Source organism: Acholeplasma laidlawii PG-8A (genome assembly GCF_000018785.1).
Classification (GTDB): Bacteria; Bacillota_I; Bacilli_A; order Acholeplasmatales; family Acholeplasmataceae; genus Acholeplasma; species Acholeplasma laidlawii.
Genome location: NC_010163.1, coordinates 872341 through 890550 on the forward strand (window position 1 = coordinate 872341; position 18210 = coordinate 890550).

An 18210-nucleotide genomic window follows, 5' to 3' on the forward strand; every position below is an offset into this window, starting at 1 on the left:
CACATACGTTGGGATTCCAAGTGATAATTTGGCCTTCAACTCCAGTATGGTTTAACTCCCTAAAAGATATGTTTGGGTTCCACGGGTACTTCCTAGGCACCTTTAATTTACATCATTTTTTTATATTTGTCAATGAAAATGGTTTCCACGTTCTAAATCTTTTTGCTTAAGATTTCATTCAAATCCTTTTTCAAGTCATCGCGTTTTAAACCAAAATCAATGATAGCTTCAATATAACCAATCTTTGATCCAATATCATATCTTTTACCAATCATGTCAAATGAAAATACTTTCTCATAGTCCATTAATCTTAAGATGGAGTCGGTTAATTGAATCTCATTACCAGCACCTCTTTTTTGATCTTTTAGTAATTGAAAGATTTTTGGAGTAAGTACATATCTACCAGAAATTGCTGAGTGTGATGGTGGATTTGATTTAGGTTTTTCAACAACACCTTCTAGTTCAACAATTGGTTTGACACTATCTTTTTTAGGTATACAAATACCATATAATTTGGTGTCTTCTAGTGGAACTTCCATGGTACCTAAAATACTGGATTTCTTATCATTATAAGCATCAATTAGTTGTAAAAGTGCAGGTTTTTCTTCTGATACATACACATCATCTCCAAGTAACACTGCAAACGGTTCACCATTAATGAATTTTTCTGCTTGTAAGACTGCATGACCTAAACCTAGTTGTTCTTCTTGTGTTGTGTAAAATATTTTTGCACCATAACTTGTATTTTTGATGAGTTTAATATCATCAAGTTTATTTTTTTCTTTTAAGAATTGTTCTAACTCAACATTATGTTCAAAGTAAGATTGTATTGCCCCTTTATTGGATGAAATAATAATTAATATTTCTTCTATACCTGATGCAACCGCCTCTTCAATAATATAACTTAATGCTGGTTTATCAATAATTGGTAGCATTTCTTTTGGAACTGCTTTAGTTATTGGTAAAAACCTTGTCCCCCAGCCTGCTGCGGGTACTACTGCTTTTTTAATCATCTTTGTTTCTCCCCTTCGTAATATACTAATATTCTAACGTATGTTGCTTGATAAATCATTGCGTTTAATAAAATGTCTCTTATCTTTTGTTCAATAGCAAAATTAGAGTTTGGTGTTTTAATAGATACTCTAGCTGCTAAATAATCCGAATCATCTAACTCTTCCATACGAGCTACATAATAATGCTTTGATAATTTCAAGATATCTTCTTTATTTTTAAATGAGAATATAATCGATATAATTAACTCTCTCTTGGTTACTTGTAATTCTTTTAATAAATTGGCAAGCGATAATGCTCTTGCAACAATATACTCTGTTTTATGAAAGAAAGTTTTCTCATAAATTTGTTTGTATTTATCATATACAATTTGTTCTTCAATATTTGTGTGTAGTATATTTTCTAAATAGTTTTTAAAATTTTGAGCACGCTTGGCATGTTTATGATAAAACTCAGTATATACATTCATTTCCTTACCATTGAAGGTATATGCAGTAATCATAAAGTGTTTTCTATTGGCATAAAACAGTATATCGTTTAGATGTTTATGAAATTCATCTACATGAGTTTTGAATTTATAAATACCTACGATATTATACGTTTCATTATAAACAAGTGGCTCATAAAACTCATTGGCATAGACATGTCGTTGATCATCTGGATCATAATATTTATAGGCACTATATGCCACTCGGTTTAGTGATAAATATTTTTCATAGACAATATCTGTAATACCAAGTAGTGAAATGATTACTGTAAAGATAACTTGTGATAGAAAGGATATAGGAAGTATCCATGCTGCAAATATAACCGGTAAGAATATAAACATTATAGCTGCTCTAAACATCGCTCTAAAGCCATTTTTATAGAGTATAAAGGTCAGGACGAATAAGGATGTTACACCATAGAAAGTAAAGACTTGTAAGGGATTATAGTTACTTAGATCAATATAGATATTCTTCAATTCATTAATAAACAAGAATATTGCAGTAAATAAGAATAGAATTGTAATTAATTGTCTAGTTTTTAAATACCAACTCTTAGTAAATAACTTTTTAGTTTGAGGTAATCTAACATAGTTTTTCATTTCTTGGCGATATGCATAAAACGGCCAATATTTACCACGTATTGAAATACTTAAAGGTGCTGTGTCTGTCGGTATAAGTTTTGCTTCTAGATGTGTTTCAAAGTTTGATAATGGGTTTAATATAATCATAAGTGAACCAACAGCAATAATAGCTTGCTCATAGTCTGGTAAAATGATTAAACCCAATATAATGACTAATGAGTAAATTAACATTACTATGAACTTGGCGGTACCACTAAATAAGTATACAGAAAGTAGGACAATGCTTATGGTTGCAAATACAGTATATATTAAAGAATAATCTAACTCCATCAATGGAAAAACAAGCATGAATGAGATCAATAACATTAAAATTAATATTAAACTAATTAACAATCTTCTTTTCATCTTAATCGCCCTTTATACGTTTACTTTCCTATCTTCTATTATATCAAACTTTGACTATAAATTGCCCAGGTAACTATAAGTTAAATAGCAAATATTTAAAGAACTAAAAATAAAAGAGACATATTTATTATGTCTCTTAAGTCAATTGTAAAAAAAATTGATTATTTTACTTGATATTTAGCTGGATTAGCGATTGCATCTTTTGCTAATTCAACATATGAAGCAAATACTGTTGGTTCTGAAATTGCTAAATCTGCTAAAACTTTTCTGTTTAATTGTACATTAGCAAGTGATAAACCGTGAATTAATTTAGAGTATTTAAATCCGTTTTGGACAGCTCCTGCATTAATTCTTGAAATCCATAATCTTCTAAAGTTTCTCTTGTTTTGTTTTCTATCTCTGTAAGCATACTGTAATGCACGCATTACTTGTTCGTGTGCTGTACGGTATAATGTTGATTTGGAACCAAAATAACCTTTAGCTAATTTTAATATTTTCTTACGTCTTCTTCTAGTTACTGGTGTGTTTTTTACTCTAGCCATTTTCTAGTTCCTCCTTATTTCATGTTAGCAATTAAACGTTTGATTCTTTTAGCATCTGTAGCATGTACAGTTGTTTCTGCGCTTAATTGTCTATTTTGTTTTGTAGTTTTAGATGCTGCTAAGTGGTTTGAATACGCTTGATGACGCATTAATTTACCAGTAGCAGTGATTTTGATACGTTTTTTTAATCCACTATGTGTTTTTTGCTTTGGCATGGTATTATCCTCTTTCATCTTTCTTTGCAGGTGCAATAATTGCTATAATCTGCATACCTTCTAGTTTAGGTTGTGATTCTACAACAACACCTTGTAGTAATTCAACAAATTTGTTAACTTGCTCGAATCCGATGTCCTTGTGAGTAATCATACGTCCTCTAAAACGTAATGATACTTTTAATTTGTCACCACCATTAATAAACTTTTGAGCATTTCTTAATTTGGTGTCAAAGTCATGTTTATCAATTGTAGGTGATAACTTGATTTCTTTTAGCTTAACGATTTGTTGATTTTTCTTCATTTCTTTAAGCTTCTTTTGTTGGTCATAACGATGTTTTGAATAATCTAATAGTTTTGCAACCATTGGCTTTGCATTTTCAGGTGATACAACTAAAATGTCGATATCTCTTTCTCTTGCAATCTCTAATGCTTGTCTACGATCAAACGTTCCAAGTCTTTGACCTTCTTCATCAATAATTAAGAATTGTCCGTTTGGCAATGTCTCATTTACTAAGTCTGAGTTTTGTTTGGGTTTGAAGCCCATTTTTTGTGGTCTAATATTTAACCACTCCCTTCGATTTTTATGCTTTGGTAAAATAATGAAAAAGCGCGTATATATGAATATACCCGCTTTGCACTAAAATTCGAAATTAAATAAATGTTAGCGTGCTATTTACCCAAGGATGGACCATCAGGTGAGAGGGTATCTCTTCTTTTCACAATATTACCGTAGTTATTATATATAATATCTACTCATTTGTCAAACATATTTTGTATCTTTGATACCAATTTACGCAAATTGTGACATAAAGAGTTCATGATACTTGCCCTTTTGCTCCATTAAGCTCTCATGGGTACCTTTTTCAATGATATTACCTTTTTCAACTAGTAAGATGATATCAGCATTTCTAATTGTAGATAGCCTATGTGCAATCACAAATGTTGTTTTATGCTTCATTAAGTTAAGCATAGCTTCTTGAATGTTGACTTCAGTATAAGTATCTACATTCGATGTTGCCTCATCTAAAATAAGCATTTGAGATTTACTTAACATCGCTCTTGCTATAACAATTAATTGTTTTTGTCCTTTTGAAATGTTTACACCTTCATCTGATAAGACCGTGTCATATCCATTGGGTAGATGTGAAATATAGTGGTGTATACGTGCCTTTTTAGCGGCTTCTACTACCTCTTCAAATGAACAATCGCCATTACCATATTTGATATTATCCAACACTGTACCTTTAAATATCCATGTATCTTGTAACACCATTGAAAATGCACGTCTATAATATTTTCTATTAAACGACTCAATTGGTATACCATCCACTAAAATCTTACCTGAATTTATATCATAATATCTCATCATTAAATTCACGAGTGTCGTTTTACCAGCACCAGTTTGTCCAACAATAGCAACTGTTTGACCAGGCTTTACATCAAAACTTACGTTTTGCAGTACCGGTCTATCTTCTACATATCTAAAACTTACATCATCAAATGTGACTTGGCCTTCAGTAATACCTGAATCTTTACCATCTAAGATATCTTGAGTCTCATCGTCTTGATCAAGTACATAAAATACGCGTTCTGCAGCAGCAAGTGCTGATTGAATATCAGCAACCAAGTTACTCATATGATTAATTGGTCCTGAAAAACGTTTAGAATAGAGCATAAATGCAGATAAGTCACCAACCATTATACGACCAAATAAGACTAATATGGCACCTGCAGTACCCACTAGTGCTGTACCAAAGTTGTTAATAAATAATACACCGGGTCCTGTAGTTGTTAAATAATATCCTGCTTCATAACTCTTTTCTGTTGTATCTTCATTTAAAATCTTATATCTTTCATAGACATTATCTTCTTGAACATAAGATTGAATTGTTTTTTGTGCGCTAATCATCTCTTCAGTATAACCATTTAGTTGACCTAAACTCTTATTTCTAATTCTTAACTTCTTCTTAATAATTTTTGATAAGAAGGTTGTTAATAAGAAACTTAAAGGTATGGTAATAAAATAGATAAGTAATAAAAGCGGAGATACGATTATCATCATAATAAAGGATACAACCAGTGTGATGGTTGATGTAATCAAACTAAGTGCATCAGATGAAAGTGATCCAGCAATCGTGTCAATATCATAACTCATACGAGATATGATGTCACCTGTTTGGTTTGTATCAAAGTACTTTACACTTACCGTTGTCATTTTATTAAATAAATCAGTTCTAAGTTTAAAAACGACACTTTGGGACATTTTAACTAAAGCAACACTTAAGATATAATTCATAAGTGCTGAGGTTAGATAAAAAGAAATCATCAGTCCACCTAATAAAAATACTTCATTAAAATCGATATTAAGTCCATTATTCACTACGACCATCTCATTAATCATCTTACCTGTTAAGTAAGGCCCAATTAATGATAAAGCGTTTGATAATACGGTAAGGATAATACCTATAACTAATCTTTTCTTATAAAACGATAGATAAAACCATAATCTTTTTAGGGTTTTCTTTCTGTCTTTAGCAACATCTGAACCATCGTTTCGACCTTTACGTCCGCCCCGATTCATACTAACCCCTCCCCTAATTGATGTTTTACAAGCAATTGATAAATCTCATTTGTTTTTAATAGTTCTTCGTGTGTACCTTGAGCAGCTATTCTACCATTATCAATAATAAGTATTAAATCTGCATCTTTGATAGAAGATACACGTTGAGCAACAATAATTTTAGTTGTATCTTTAAGATGTGTTGTAATAGCAAATCTTAAGTTTTTATCTGTTCTATAATCCAGAGCAGATGAAGCATCATCTAAAATTAAGAGTTTAGGATTGCTGGCAACAGCTCTGGCAATTAATAGTCTTTGACGTTGTCCACCTGAAATATTGGTACCACGTTGAGCAATTTCATAGTTATAAGTTTCTGGTATATCATCAATAAAGTCTGCTTGAGCAATTTCTTTTGCCATCTTTACTTGATTTGCATCAACTCCTGGTCTAGAAAATGCGATATTTTCGTGAATCGTATCCGAAAAGACTGAGTCATTTTGTAACACCAAACCAACATGTCTACGTAATTCATCACGGTTGATATTTTTAATGTCTTCTCCAAATACTTTAATCACACCTTTTTGAGGATCATAAAAGCGCATAATCAAGTTAATAATTGTAGTTTTACCACTACCTGTAGCTCCAATGATACCTAATGTTTGTCCCTTTGAAATTTTAAATGTAATATCTTCTAGGTGTGATTCTTTACCTTGGTATGAAAAATCTACATGATCAAATTCTAAATGGACTTCATCATTCATTACTAGCGGCAAATTACCATCAACCATCTGAGTTTCCATATTTAGAACTTCTACAATACGCTCAGCTGATGCAGCAGCTTTTGACATTCTAATAAATATACGTGTTAAAGATGCCATTGAGTTTAATATGATTGTAAAGTAAGTAATTAACGCTAAGATTTGACCTACCTTTGTAGCACCATCAGCAACTCTATATGCACCAAAGATGAGGACAATGACCAATCCAACATTCATTACGACACTAATAATAGGGCTAATCTTGTTCATAGTAATTGTAGCAATGAGTTCTTTATCTACTGCTTTTTTGTTCTCATTCTTAAAACGTTGTTGCTCATAATCTGTCATAGATAGTGCACGCACTACACGTACCCCTGTAATATTTTCTCTTAAGACTCTAATAATCTCATCCATTTGAACTTGAATATCTTTATAAAGTGGTTGACCTTTTTTAGAGTATTGCCATACTACAATAGAAATAAGTGGTAACATCGCAATCATTACTAAAGTTAGGAGTGGATCCATAAACGCAGACATGATAATCCCACCAATTAATAACATTGGTGCACGTATACCTAATCGTTGTAAGGAACCTACCATTTGGAAAATATTATAGGTATCTGATGTAAGTCTTGAAATAAGTGATGATGTTGATATTTCATCCACTTGAGAAGCACTTAACTTTTCAGTTTTATAAAAGAGCTCATTTCTAACATCTCTAACTGTTAAGCTAGATACTTTTTCTGCAGATCTATTGGCTGATATATTAAAAAACCAACCTAATAGTGCAATTAATAACATACCAATACCGGTAAATATAAGTAACCAATAATCTGATGTAGTCACTTCAAATAAAAGTTCATCAATCATATAAGCTAATATAAAAGGCAATAATAAGTCTGCTCCGGCAGCGAGTGCCTTAACAATAAGTGAATAAATCACTTGACCCTTATATTTGCCCATTTTTCTAAATATAAATAACATGTTTACATAACCTCTGTTATTTATTTTAACATAATAATTCAATAAATAACGTAGTTATGATGCAATCTAGCGCTTAATAGTTCATAATTTACAAAATATGAAAAATAAGGTAAATAAGTAATACCTTCACTCGTAATAACCTTTACAAAAGTAGTACTAAATAGATAATCGTTTGGTAATACTTGAATAATGATATTGTCTAAACCCAGATGAAATGGTGTTTCATCTGGTCCAACATATATAGTATCTATTTCTGTTTTTAACGCCACATCCACAATAATTTGAAACAATCTTGGTAAATCATCTTTGATACCTTCAATACCATACCAGTGGATATGATTTGCTTGTTGTTCTGGATATTCTACATAAAGCCTACCTGCAAAGAATTCATATACGTCATGATGATAGTTTAGTTTAATATACAACTTATCCATCAAGTAGGTTGCATCAATTTCAGGTAGTTTTAGTATGAGTTCGTATCCATAGTAAGTTTTATCTTGATACTGCTCATTGTGATATGTATCAATATACACTTCTTCTATTTGAAACTTAATCGTTTCATCGGCATTATATATGAACGTACTTAAGATCATTTGTTCATCTAAAATATCTTTTTTAGTAGAAAAATACTTCATGCTGATCGTTTTATCTTGTTCAAATAAAATATAATGCGATTCTGGTACGACTAATATTTCATCCAGTCCCTTTTTGGGTAAGTATAAATATATAAGTATAGCCACCAAAGTTATCATGATGATACTAAATGTAATGTATTTTCTCATATCGGTGTAATTTCTAATCGCTGATAGTGGGTTGTTACTACAAAGATCTCAAACCCACCTTTAGCAATTTCAATCCAAAATAAGTAGTTTTTTGCAACCCCATTTGTAATTTTACCTTCACCATAAAGATAAAGTACCATTTGTGTAGTTGGCTCTATAGAAACTTTAATATCAAAAGTTTCTATATCTTCTGTCTTATTATCATAGACATAGTCCATATTTAAGGAAGCAGTAAGTCCACTACCAAATACTTTATTATCTTTTTGAGTTTGTAGTTTGACACCACCACTGACCTTTAAGGTGTATGAACTAATTGTCTTCTTACTTGCTTTATAATTATATGTAATGGGTGATTTTCCGTTGTTGTAATAACTAAAAAGTGTTTCAGATGTATAAGTAACTTTCATATTTTCTGTGACATAATAATGTTTCCATCCAGCAAATTTATTACGCCCTAACTCTTTATAGGCATAATCATAATCTGATGGGGTAAACTCATCTAATAGCTTATTTGTACCTACTTTTGTAAAATCTTGAAAATCTGCATAACCAAAACTCGTTTGAGTACTTAATGTGATAAGTACAACCAGCAATAAACATATTAACTTAGTTTTCATTAAAAAAATCCTCCTACTTTATAGTAGAAGGATTCCTTAATTTTGACTTTTATTTCATGAAAGCTTCGATATCTTTAACTTCTTTAATGATATCACTTGATAAATTGATACATCCATCTTCAGTTAATAACAGATCATCTTCAATACGGATACCAATACCCTCTTCTGCAATATAAAGTCCTGGTTCAACCGTAATGACTTGACCGACTTTAAATGGTTTTGTAGGATCTCCTACATCATGTACATCAAGGCCAAGTGGATGTCCTAAGCCATGATAGTAATATTTAATGATTTCAGCATCTTCTTTAATTAATCCTAAATCTTTAGCTGCCTGAGTTAAGAGTTCTTTACCTTTTTGATTGTATTCAAATTGAGTAACACCCGCTTTAACCCAGTTAATGATGTCCTTATTAACTTTAAGCACTGCCTCATACACTTCTTTTTGGCGTGGACTAAATTTCCCACTTGCAGGATAAGTTCTCGTAATATCAGATGCGTATTGATTGTATCTTACACCTAAGTCTAATAATACTAAATCGTCTTCATGAATCGTATCATTATTCTTTTCATAGTGAAGAATTGTTCCATTTTTACCACTTGCAATAATTTCATTAAAACTTGGTTTAGTTTGATTTTTATTTAAAACATAATTAAATTCAGCATAAAGGTCCGCTTCATTTGTAGCTGTTTTAAGTGCATTTAATAGTGCAGTATTTGCTAGATTAGATACATGAATTGCACCTTTAATGGCTGCAACCTCACTGCTATCTTTACTACTTCTTAAATCAGCAATCATACCTTGTGCATTTTTAATATTAATATGTGGGTATGTTTTACTAAATTCACTTGCTTTTTTCTCACCAAGTAGTGGATTATCCATTGGACTTTGACGTTCAATATCAAAATACACTTTATCTACTGTACCAAATAGTGCACGTCTTGTTTGAGTTAATAGTTGGGCAAAGAAACTGTCAAACTGTGCAATATCAATAATATTAGATAATGGAATACCTGATAACTTACTTGCTTCTTCAAAACTTAAGGAAGCGCCTACCCATAATGCTTCTACTGGATCAATTTTTTTGATAAATAAATAACTATCTGTTAAGTGAGGTGATTTACCCATAAGTAAAACAGCACCTGCTTGGTCAATATTTGTTAAGTACCAAAAGTTTTTATTGACCATAAATGGATAATAAGAATCATTTGATAAATGTGGTGCATGTCCTGCATACAATACAGTTAAACTATTTTCTTCAACTTGATTTAAATAATTGTTTCTACGTGTCTTAAACATATGTAACACTCCTTATTTATATCTGATTTATAAACGCCATAATGGCTGTTTTTAAATCGCTAATTTTTTGTTTAGATGCTGCATGACTCGTCGTTTTAACTGAGATATAAATCTTTAATTTAGGCTCAGTACCACTTGGTCTAAAGATAATAAAGCCTTGATCACTTTCAAACTTCAATACATTAGATGGCGGTAGTACAATATCATGAGGATGTATCATACCTTTACTAAAGTCAATTTTCTTTTTAACTTCAAAGCCATCAATTTTGATACCATGTAGTCTAACATAGTCCGTAATTTGGATAATACGTTTAGATCCTTCAATACCTTTTAAAGTTAAATTGATGGTGTCTTCAAGATAATATCCGAATATATGATAAATTTCGTCTAAATAGTCTTTAACAGTAAGATTTCTAGATTTTAAAGTATTTAGTATTTCAGCCAATAAGTATACTGCTTGAACAGCATCTTTATCTCTTACAAAATCAGATACTAAACTACCATAGGATTCTTCACATCCGAAGATGTAAGGTAGTTTACCTTGATTTTTTTCTGCTTGTTCACCAATAAATTTAAAACCTGTCAAAGTTTCTCCAACCTTTTGGTTGTATTTATGTGCAATATCTTTAAGTAAATGAGATGATACTACCGTTGTATAAACAATACCTGAAGGTTGCTTCTTTTCACTTAAGATGTAATATAACATCATCGATGCTGTTTGATTACCATTTAAAATGTGATAGTCATCATTTAGTTTATATGCAACACCCAATCTATCAGCATCTGGGTCTGTAACAAAGATGACATCTGCATCTTTTTTTCTAGCAAGCTCAATCGTTTTTTCATAAGCGATATGATCTTCTGGGTTTGATGATTTCGTATGACTAAATTCAGGGTCTACCTTCATTTGATTTGGTTCCCTATAAACGGTGTAACCTGTCTTATCAAGGAGTTTTGGTATCACAGTACCACCAGTTCCGTGAAGTGGTGAGTAAACGATTTTTAAGTCTTTTTCATCATGTCTTACAGCTATTTTTTCTACTTCATTTAAGTAAATATCATCAATTTCATCACCGATCCAGTGAATGAGGTCATTATCTAGCGTACCAATATGAAATGGTGATGCAATCTTACTAATTTCTTCAATGACTTTATTAGATTCATCGGTTGATAACTGTGCACCTGTATCATTATATGCTTTAAATCCATTATATTCTTTTGGATTATGAGATGCTGTTAACATGATACCTGCTGAAGTTTTAAAGTGTCTGACTAAATAACTTAACATTGGGGTAGGTCTTAATGCTTTATAGATATAAGATTTAATACCATTAAATGCTAGTACTTTTGCAGCTTCGTATGCAAATTCATAAGAACCATAACGATTATCATATGAAATAGCTACACCATTTAATTTATGTTCACTTTTTAAGTAATTCGCAAATCCTAATGTTACACGTTGAATCGTATATTTATTAATACGATTTGGTCCTAAACCTAAAATACCTCTGATACCACCTGTTCCAAAGCTTAATTCTTGGTAAAAAGATTCTTCTTTTTCTTTTTCATCCATGGAAAGTAGTGTTTGTTTTTCTTTTTCTGATAAGGCATTTCCATTTAACCAAATCTTATAATTATCTTGATATGTCATATTTCATATCCCCTATTACTTTATATTTTTCTTATAGATATTAAGTAATCCTTTTAATACAAGCTCTTTATCTTGCTTAATATCTAACCTAATGTGTTCTAAGATTAAACTAGATAGGCCACCAGTGATGATTACATCAAAATCTTCGCCTACCTCTTCTCTAATACGGCCAAACATACCTTCAATCATAACAATAGTCCCGTAGACAACACCTGATTGAATACAGTGAATCGTATTATTGCCTAAATATTTTTTAGGTACTTTAATATCCACTTCATGTAAGAGTGCAGTATTTCCATCTAGCGCATGAATCGATAGTTGAAGACCTGGTGCAATAATAACACCAGTTATCATTTGGTTTTTTACATAGATTAATTTGTTGGCAGTACCTAAGTCTATAATCAGTGTTGGATGTGGGTTATCTAAACCTGCAGCATTTGCGATTAAGTCTGCACCAACTTCTCTAGGGTTATCTGCTTTGACAAAAATACCAGTTTTTGTGCCTGGTTCAATAACGACTGGTTTTAGTTTTAAATATTTTTCAGTTAATGCAATTAAAGCTTGTGTAACAAGCGGTACGACTGAACCAATAATAACGCCAGTAATGACATTTGGATCAATAAAAGATTTTAATGTGACAAAATATTCATCCGGTGATTTATGGATATCGGTATTCATTCTAAATGTCTCATCAATGTTTGTACCATTGGATAAACCTGTATAAATACTAGTATTACCTACATCAAATAATATAATCATATTTTTTAACCTCTTATTATATTTTACCTTGTTTTTTCCATTTTATATAAAATGGATTGTTTTTACGTTCATTTCTTATTGTTGAAGCATCATCATGGCCAGGTTTAATGATGATATTGTCATTTAGATCATCAATAAGCTTTAATACACTGCGTTTTAAATCAAATAAGTTGCCACTATATAAATCATGTCTACCGACACTTTCTTTAAAAAGTGTATCACCTGTAAATATATATTTTTGATATAAAAACGAAACAGAACCTTTTGTATGTCCTGGTGTATGAAAAACAACCACCTCATGATCTGCCAGTGGAATTTTTACTTGATCTTCAATCGTTTGAATGTTTAGTTGTTTACGTACATATGGTCTTGGATTATCTTTTGAATACCCATTATATTTATCTTCGAAAAGTAATGCTGCATCATCACTGTGCACATAAATTGGCACATTAAATAGATGAATAAGTGATGTATGATCACTATGAGCATGTGTAAGTAGGATGCCATCAAGTATCTGGTCTCCTAATTTAGATTCTATTTCACTATAATTTATATTGGGATCAATTAATAAACAATGACCAAATCTACAAATCATGTATGCATGAGCATATGATTCATTACCGTTAAATGTATATATCATGTCTTATAAATAGAAAAAAAACTATACTAAAGATAGTTTATTTCTTTTCTCTATGAAGCGTATACTTTCTTGTACGTGGGCAATACTTACTCATTTCCAAACGATCTGGTGTTGTCTTTTTATTCTTAGTTGTGTGATAGTTCTCATCGCCACATTCTGTACAAACTAATTTTACTAATTCACGCATGAATCATCCCTCCAAACTTGCAATATTAAGTATAACAAAATTAAATAGATTTATCAACTTAAAAATATATATTTATGATAAATGAATTTCATAGTCACATATTTCTTCATAAAATGATTTTTCATGTGAAACTAAAATAACGGTTCCTGGATATTTTATCAAAGCTTCTTTTAAAACAAGCTTCGCATGCTTATCTAAATGATTTGTAGGCTCATCAAGAATAATTACGTTAGATTTATGTGTTCTTGTCAGTGCAAACTTCACCTTTGTTTTTTCACCACCAGAGAGCGTTCCAAGCGCTCTAGAGGCCATATCAAAGGTAATACCAAACTGTGCTAGAATCGATAAAATATCTTTTCTATCAAGTTCTGGGTTTTCATGATGCACTAATTCAAATGGTGTATATTTATCCTCTAGATTAATATCTTGTTCATAATATAATATTTGTGTATTATCAATCCAGTCAAAGCTGCCTTCAAGTGGTGGGATAATACCCATTAAGGTTTTAATCATGGTCGATTTACCAACTCCGTTTTTACCTGTTATAGCAACTTTCTCACCTTTTCTTACAATGAACTCGATAGGTTCTACTAAAGGTGTTTCATAGCCAATACTTAAGTCTTTAACCTTTAATACTTCTCTACCAACTGAATTACCATATAAAAACTCAATATGGATCTTTTTATCAAGCACTGGTTTGTGCACTCTAACAAGTTTTTTTAGCATTTTACGTCTTGATTGTGCCATTTTTGTTGTTGAAGCGCGTACAATGTTACGCTTGATATAATCTTCTGTTTTTTCAATAAACTTTTGTTGGGCTTGATATGTTTTTTGTTGTGTCTGAACACGTAATTGATGTTCATTTAAATAAAACTCGAAATTACCTTTATATCTTAATATCGTTTTACCTTCTACCGCAAATACAGTTGTAGCAATCTGTCTTAAGAAATACTCATCATGACTCACAACGATAAAAGCTTTATTAAATCCATTTAAAAACTTAATTAACCAGTCTATATGTTTGATATCTAAAAAGTTTGTTGGTTCGTCTAATAATAAAACATCACAATCTTCTAAGAGTAGCTTACCTAAAATAATTTTAGCGCGCATACCACCAGATAATGTTTTAATTTGTTGGTCTAATACTTCCATATTTAGACCCAAACCATTGATAATATTGGAAATAGTGGATGAAATCGCATAAAAGTTATCCTTTTGTAATTCTTCTTCTAAACGATGTGCTCTGTTTAAAATTTTATCGTAATCTTTTGGATCAGCTGTCCCAATAGATTCATATAAGGTTTGAATGAGCTCTTCTTTTTCAAATAATGGCAAGAATACATCATATAAGTACGATTTAACTGTAAGTTTATCATCGATTTTGGCATATTGGTCAAGATAACCTACCTTTTGCCCACTCAGCCAAGAAACCTCACCTTTATCCGGTGAAAGATTTTTACTTAGTATTTTTAATAAGGTAGATTTACCCGCACCATTTTTACCTACTAATACAGCGTGTTCACCTTCAAAAAGACGCAAATTAGCGTCTTCATAAAGTAAATCATTGTCATATGAAAATGTTAAATTTGTAACATCAAGTAAACTCATTATAGTCCTTCTTTTAATACAGTATCCAGTTCATTAAATGGTATAACATGCATATCCCAAATACGTTCATTAGGTTTAGTGAAACGTACATCACTTTCATCGTAATGATAAGTAAATGGTCCTTCATTAGGATATATGATTACAATTTTTCTGTTAGGCATTTTAGAAAAGATGGTTTGATCGGTATAAAATTTCTTTTGACCTATCTTCTTTTCCCAAATAGTTCTAGAGTTAAATTGAAATTTTGCATATTTTTGAACCTTTATCATTATAACACTATATGTTAGACCTTGATAGTCATAAGATAAGTATAAACCTTCTTCATGTAGTGTGCCATGTGTTTCTAATATCGATTTAATTTCTTGTATATTTAGTGATTGTTTTTCCAAGTATTTACTGACACCATAATAAGCACCATAAATTAATAATATAGCAGCAGCGCCAATAATTATGTATAAATACATATCTGTAATGTCTGTCATAAAGCTTTTACCTCCACACTTAAGAGTTCATTCCCCTTAAATTCACAGTGATAATGATATTTTTTCTTATCTTGAATAACATTCATGATAAAGTAGGGAATATTATATGATACACCTAAGTTTTCTTTATTAACAATCCAATCGATTTGTTTCCAAGCTAATATACCTTCTCTTGTTTCAATTGGTGTTATATAATCAAAGTCTTCTGGTACTTCAGCAAAATAAAGATGAAGTCCTAAAGAGGGTGTATTAAACTCACCGTTCCAAGTTACGATACCTTTATCAAAAATGCTATGTTTATCCACTTTTATATTGGTTTCTTCTAATATTTCTCGGTGTATACAATCTAGTGGTGATTCACCTTGATTTCTTTTACCACCCACACCATTCCAGATACCAAACCATGGACTTTTATTTCTGTTGAGCATTAATATGGATTTTCCGCGCTTAATAAAGCATAAAGTGTATAAAAATTGCATGTTTATTATTCCTTTTCATCATCTTAGTTATTATAACATGCATGACAAAATAAAAATAGAGTTTCAAGTTTCCCAAATACTTTTAAATGCGCTAGTATTAAAAGTAGATAAGAAAATTAGAACTCTATTTTAAGAGTGATTTCTGTAGGGAGAGTACAGAATATCTTGTTTGTAATTTATGCTGGAGAATGCTAAATTACAAGAAGTAAAAAGAGGTTGTTTTAATAATTTTATTTTTTTCAATCAAAAAAGGATTTCAAAAATAAATTTAAACACGAATATGATGTATAATTAAGGGTGCACGACTCCAGCAATTGGAGCAAGATCAGTATTACCAAAATCTTCAAACCCTAGTTTTGAGCTTTGAGCTCTCTCAGGATGATCATTAACAACAGATGCAGACATATTTGAAACAAATACTACTGCCACTAAGAATAAAACGATTACTAATAATAATTTTTTCATTTAAATCACCTCATGTCTATATTCTACTAAATAACCTTATATTGTGACACGACATATATGTCGTATAGTGAAAGGAGTAAAAAAATTGTTCAATCACTCAAAAGAATTAGCTCTTTTTCTCGAACAAATGCGTTTTTCCAGAGGCATTTCGCAAGAAGATTTTACGGATGGTATCATTTCAAATAGACAATATCAACGTTACATAAACGGAAGTTCAGCAATGCCCTATCATTTATTAGATGCTTTTGCTGAGCGATTAAATACCAAAAAAGAAATATTATTGTTGGAATTTGATAACTATGCAATTAAAGAGGCAGAAATAGTTCTAGATTTTTATAACGCAATCAATAATAACGAATTAGATAAAGCTAAATTAATCGGAGAAAATATTAGTCCTAAGTTTATCTTAGATAATTATAATCTTAAATTATATGAACATGCTAAGTCACTCATGAATTACATGGAAAATAAAATTACAAAATCAGATTATATAATATATAACAAGAATCTCATTGATTATCCAAAAATTTTATCTCACGCAGCAATGACTATGATTGAAACTGTAATTTTATCCAGTTTATTGCCCTATACTGATGAAGAAGAACAAAACAAAATATTTCCAAAAATCCAGTCGTTTCTATCTAATCCTAATTTGATATGGACAGGAAGTCAAATATTAACTTTTAACATGATTATATATATGATTGCAAAGTACTCTGGTGTTAAGAAAGATTTTAAAAATGTCATACATTTTTGTAAGATGGGTATCGCTACGAATTTAAAGGCAAGATATTTTTTAAATCTTGATTACTACTATTACTTCTTGGCATTATCTTATTACAATCTAGGTAACCAAGAGTTATTCAATTTAAATTTATATAAGTGCTATACAACACTAGAAATGATGGACAACCCAACTAAAACGTCAAAAATACTTAATTTAGTAAGAAAAGATTTCAACATGGATTTAAATCAGTTTGCAATTGAATATCAACTTAAGAAGTATAAATCAAAAGGTTTGAACATTTAGTTCAAACCTTTATTTATTAATTTCTCTATGAAATTTTTAAGTAATACAAGTAAAACTGTAAATAATACAATGACCGGTAGCATGATACCTAAACAGAATATTAGTACACTACCAAGTGATTGATCACCATATGTTGGATTCATAAAATTGTATGGATACCAATTGGTCCATGGACCAACCGCTAAAATAATCCCAAAATATAATATTGGCAAGATAAGTGAGACCCATACATGGCGTAGTTTGATACATTCTTGAATAAGTAGGTAGTAAAATGCTGCAAATAGTACTGGGTTGATCGTATGAACCACATGGTTTTGGAACGACATGCCTGGCTCTGCTAGCAGTGCATGATATATGATGCCTGTCATCAATATGGCTACCAAACCAATTACAGCTAAATATTTAAACCATTTTTCCTGATGTATGTTTAGTAAATATAAACCAACTACAACAAATACTATCATATTGGAAATATTTGTAAACATTCTTAATCTTTCTAAAACCTCTAACATAGATTCATTTAAAAAGAATAAATCTATCATTGCATACACATTGAAGATGAAAATAATACCTGCGATTGTCTTTGTTGTTTTTTTATTATCTCTGATGGATTGGATCCAATTACTCATATATGTTATTCTCCTTTATGAAGAATATTATACTAGTTTC

The 18210-nt window shown here is 30.8% G+C and carries 20 protein-coding genes; 1 reads left to right on the plus strand and 19 read right to left on the minus strand.

The annotated features are described in order from the left end of the window. Nucleotides 1-152: 152 nt before the first annotated feature. The 18 genes from ACL_RS04150 to ACL_RS07475 form a co-directional block, all read right to left on the minus strand. Nucleotides 153-1013 (minus strand): UTP--glucose-1-phosphate uridylyltransferase, encoded by an 861-nt coding sequence (locus ACL_RS04150; RefSeq protein ID WP_012242784.1) that lies wholly within the window; start codon nucleotides 1011-1013, stop codon nucleotides 153-155. Continuing rightward, the gene (locus ACL_RS04155; protein ID WP_012242785.1) at nucleotides 1010-2485 is read right to left on the minus strand and encodes a hypothetical protein; all 1476 of its coding nucleotides are present in this window, start codon (nucleotides 2483-2485) and stop codon (nucleotides 1010-1012) included. Before ACL_RS04155 ends, ACL_RS04150 begins: the two co-directional genes overlap by 4 nt. Nucleotides 2486-2646: 161 nt before the next feature. Beyond that, nucleotides 2647-3027 (minus strand): 50S ribosomal protein L20, encoded by a 381-nt coding sequence (gene rplT / locus ACL_RS04160; RefSeq protein WP_012242786.1) that lies wholly within the window; start codon nucleotides 3025-3027, stop codon nucleotides 2647-2649. A gap of 14 nt (nucleotides 3028-3041) precedes the next feature. Beyond that, nucleotides 3042-3242: a 50S ribosomal protein L35 gene (rpmI, locus tag ACL_RS04165; protein ID WP_012242787.1), complete on the minus strand. Its 201-nt coding sequence runs from the start codon at nucleotides 3240-3242 to the stop codon at nucleotides 3042-3044. Nucleotides 3243-3246: 4 nt separating this feature from the next. After that, nucleotides 3247-3786 carry a translation initiation factor IF-3 gene (gene infC / locus ACL_RS04170; RefSeq protein WP_012242788.1) on the minus strand — a complete coding sequence of 180 codons (540 nt, stop codon included), beginning with the start codon at nucleotides 3784-3786 and terminating at the stop codon, nucleotides 3247-3249. Between the two features lie 246 nt (nucleotides 3787-4032). Beyond that, complete coding sequence (locus ACL_RS04175) at nucleotides 4033-5823, minus strand: ABC transporter ATP-binding protein (RefSeq protein WP_012242789.1); 1791 nt, start codon at nucleotides 5821-5823, stop codon at nucleotides 4033-4035. Beyond that, the gene (locus tag ACL_RS04180; protein ID WP_012242790.1) at nucleotides 5820-7544 is read right to left on the minus strand and encodes an ABC transporter ATP-binding protein; all 1725 of its coding nucleotides are present in this window, start codon (nucleotides 7542-7544) and stop codon (nucleotides 5820-5822) included. The genes ACL_RS04175 and ACL_RS04180 overlap by 4 nt, the downstream gene beginning before the upstream one ends. A 38-nt stretch (nucleotides 7545-7582) precedes the next feature. Then, nucleotides 7583-8326: a hypothetical protein gene (locus ACL_RS04185; protein WP_012242791.1), complete on the minus strand. Its 744-nt coding sequence runs from the start codon at nucleotides 8324-8326 to the stop codon at nucleotides 7583-7585. Then, on the minus strand, nucleotides 8323-8943 hold the full coding sequence (locus ACL_RS04190) for a hypothetical protein (protein ID WP_012242792.1): 621 nt from the start codon (nucleotides 8941-8943) through the stop codon (nucleotides 8323-8325). Before ACL_RS04190 ends, ACL_RS04185 begins: the two co-directional genes overlap by 4 nt. A gap of 49 nt (nucleotides 8944-8992) precedes the next feature. Then, a complete protein-coding gene (locus ACL_RS04195; RefSeq protein WP_012242793.1) occupies nucleotides 8993-10240 on the minus strand; it encodes an aminopeptidase P family protein in 1248 nt (415 codons plus the stop codon). A 16-nt stretch (nucleotides 10241-10256) separates the two neighbouring features. Further along, nucleotides 10257-11891 (minus strand): phospho-sugar mutase, encoded by a 1635-nt coding sequence (locus tag ACL_RS04200; protein ID WP_012242794.1) that lies wholly within the window; start codon nucleotides 11889-11891, stop codon nucleotides 10257-10259. Between the two features lie 15 nt (nucleotides 11892-11906). Beyond that, nucleotides 11907-12650, minus strand: coding sequence for a type III pantothenate kinase (locus tag ACL_RS04205; RefSeq protein ID WP_012242795.1), 744 nt, complete (start codon nucleotides 12648-12650; stop codon nucleotides 11907-11909). Between the two features lie 16 nt (nucleotides 12651-12666). Continuing rightward, nucleotides 12667-13290: an MBL fold metallo-hydrolase gene (locus tag ACL_RS04210; protein ID WP_012242796.1), complete on the minus strand. Its 624-nt coding sequence runs from the start codon at nucleotides 13288-13290 to the stop codon at nucleotides 12667-12669. 37 nt (nucleotides 13291-13327) lie between these two features. Further along, the gene (gene rpmG, locus ACL_RS04215) at nucleotides 13328-13477 is read right to left on the minus strand and encodes a 50S ribosomal protein L33 (protein ID WP_012242797.1); all 150 of its coding nucleotides are present in this window, start codon (nucleotides 13475-13477) and stop codon (nucleotides 13328-13330) included. Between the two features lie 72 nt (nucleotides 13478-13549). Continuing rightward, nucleotides 13550-15085, minus strand: a complete 1536-nt coding sequence (locus ACL_RS04220) for an ABC-F family ATP-binding cassette domain-containing protein (RefSeq protein ID WP_012242798.1) — start codon at nucleotides 15083-15085, stop codon at nucleotides 13550-13552. Next, entirely contained in the window at nucleotides 15085-15567 is a 483-nt protein-coding gene (locus ACL_RS04225) for a hypothetical protein (protein WP_012242799.1), read from the minus strand. Before ACL_RS04225 ends, ACL_RS04220 begins: the two co-directional genes overlap by 1 nt. Then, nucleotides 15564-16046 carry an NUDIX hydrolase gene (locus ACL_RS04230; protein ID WP_012242800.1) on the minus strand — a complete coding sequence of 161 codons (483 nt, stop codon included), beginning with the start codon at nucleotides 16044-16046 and terminating at the stop codon, nucleotides 15564-15566. The genes ACL_RS04225 and ACL_RS04230 overlap by 4 nt, the downstream gene beginning before the upstream one ends. A 291-nt stretch (nucleotides 16047-16337) precedes the next feature. Next, nucleotides 16338-16511: a hypothetical protein gene (locus ACL_RS07475; RefSeq protein ID WP_012242801.1), complete on the minus strand. Its 174-nt coding sequence runs from the start codon at nucleotides 16509-16511 to the stop codon at nucleotides 16338-16340. Nucleotides 16512-16638: 127 nt separating this feature from the next. On the opposite strand from ACL_RS07475, the gene ACL_RS04235 reads away from it, so the two are divergent. After that, a complete protein-coding gene (locus tag ACL_RS04235; protein WP_012242802.1) occupies nucleotides 16639-17541 on the plus strand; it encodes a transcriptional regulator in 903 nt (300 codons plus the stop codon). Here the strand turns inward: ACL_RS04235 and ACL_RS04240 are convergent. Continuing rightward, nucleotides 17538-18170: a Pr6Pr family membrane protein gene (locus ACL_RS04240; RefSeq protein WP_012242803.1), complete on the minus strand. Its 633-nt coding sequence runs from the start codon at nucleotides 18168-18170 to the stop codon at nucleotides 17538-17540. The two genes, ACL_RS04235 and ACL_RS04240, sit on opposite strands and share 4 nt — an antisense overlap. Between the last annotated feature and the right edge of the window lie 40 nt (nucleotides 18171-18210).

Coding starts and splice junctions, on each gene's coding strand:
- ACL_RS04230 (WP_012242800.1), bottom strand. CDS start 16,046: ATGCAATTTTTATACACTTTATGCTTTATTAAGCGCGGAAAATCCATA.
- ACL_RS04200 (WP_012242794.1), bottom strand. CDS start 11,891: ATGACATATCAAGATAATTATAAGATTTGGTTAAATGGAAATGCCTTA.
- ACL_RS04225 (WP_012242799.1), bottom strand. CDS start 15,567: ATGACAGACATTACAGATATGTATTTATACATAATTATTGGCGCTGCT.
- ACL_RS04210 (WP_012242796.1), bottom strand. CDS start 13,290: ATGATATATACATTTAACGGTAATGAATCATATGCTCATGCATACATG.
- ACL_RS04185 (WP_012242791.1), bottom strand. CDS start 8,326: ATGAGAAAATACATTACATTTAGTATCATCATGATAACTTTGGTGGCT.
- ACL_RS04180 (WP_012242790.1), bottom strand. CDS start 7,544: ATGTTATTTATATTTAGAAAAATGGGCAAATATAAGGGTCAAGTGATT.
- ACL_RS04155 (WP_012242785.1), bottom strand. CDS start 2,485: ATGAAAAGAAGATTGTTAATTAGTTTAATATTAATTTTAATGTTATTG.
- infC (WP_012242788.1), bottom strand. CDS start 3,786: ATGGGCTTCAAACCCAAACAAAACTCAGACTTAGTAAATGAGACATTG.
- rpmI (WP_012242787.1), bottom strand. CDS start 3,242: ATGCCAAAGCAAAAAACACATAGTGGATTAAAAAAACGTATCAAAATC.
- ACL_RS04190 (WP_012242792.1), bottom strand. CDS start 8,943: ATGAAAACTAAGTTAATATGTTTATTGCTGGTTGTACTTATCACATTA.
- rplT (WP_012242786.1), bottom strand. CDS start 3,027: ATGGCTAGAGTAAAAAACACACCAGTAACTAGAAGAAGACGTAAGAAA.
- rpmG (WP_012242797.1), bottom strand. CDS start 13,477: ATGCGTGAATTAGTAAAATTAGTTTGTACAGAATGTGGCGATGAGAAC.
- ACL_RS04195 (WP_012242793.1), bottom strand. CDS start 10,240: ATGTTTAAGACACGTAGAAACAATTATTTAAATCAAGTTGAAGAAAAT.
- ACL_RS04235 (WP_012242802.1), top strand. CDS start 16,639: ATGCGTTTTTCCAGAGGCATTTCGCAAGAAGATTTTACGGATGGTATC.
- ACL_RS07475 (WP_012242801.1), bottom strand. CDS start 16,511: ATGAAAAAATTATTATTAGTAATCGTTTTATTCTTAGTGGCAGTAGTA.
- ACL_RS04240 (WP_012242803.1), bottom strand. CDS start 18,170: ATGAGTAATTGGATCCAATCCATCAGAGATAATAAAAAAACAACAAAG.
- ACL_RS04205 (WP_012242795.1), bottom strand. CDS start 12,650: ATGATTATATTATTTGATGTAGGTAATACTAGTATTTATACAGGTTTA.
- ACL_RS04175 (WP_012242789.1), bottom strand. CDS start 5,823: ATGAATCGGGGCGGACGTAAAGGTCGAAACGATGGTTCAGATGTTGCT.
- ACL_RS04220 (WP_012242798.1), bottom strand. CDS start 15,085: ATGAGTTTACTTGATGTTACAAATTTAACATTTTCATATGACAATGAT.
- ACL_RS04150 (WP_012242784.1), bottom strand. CDS start 1,013: ATGATTAAAAAAGCAGTAGTACCCGCAGCAGGCTGGGGGACAAGGTTT.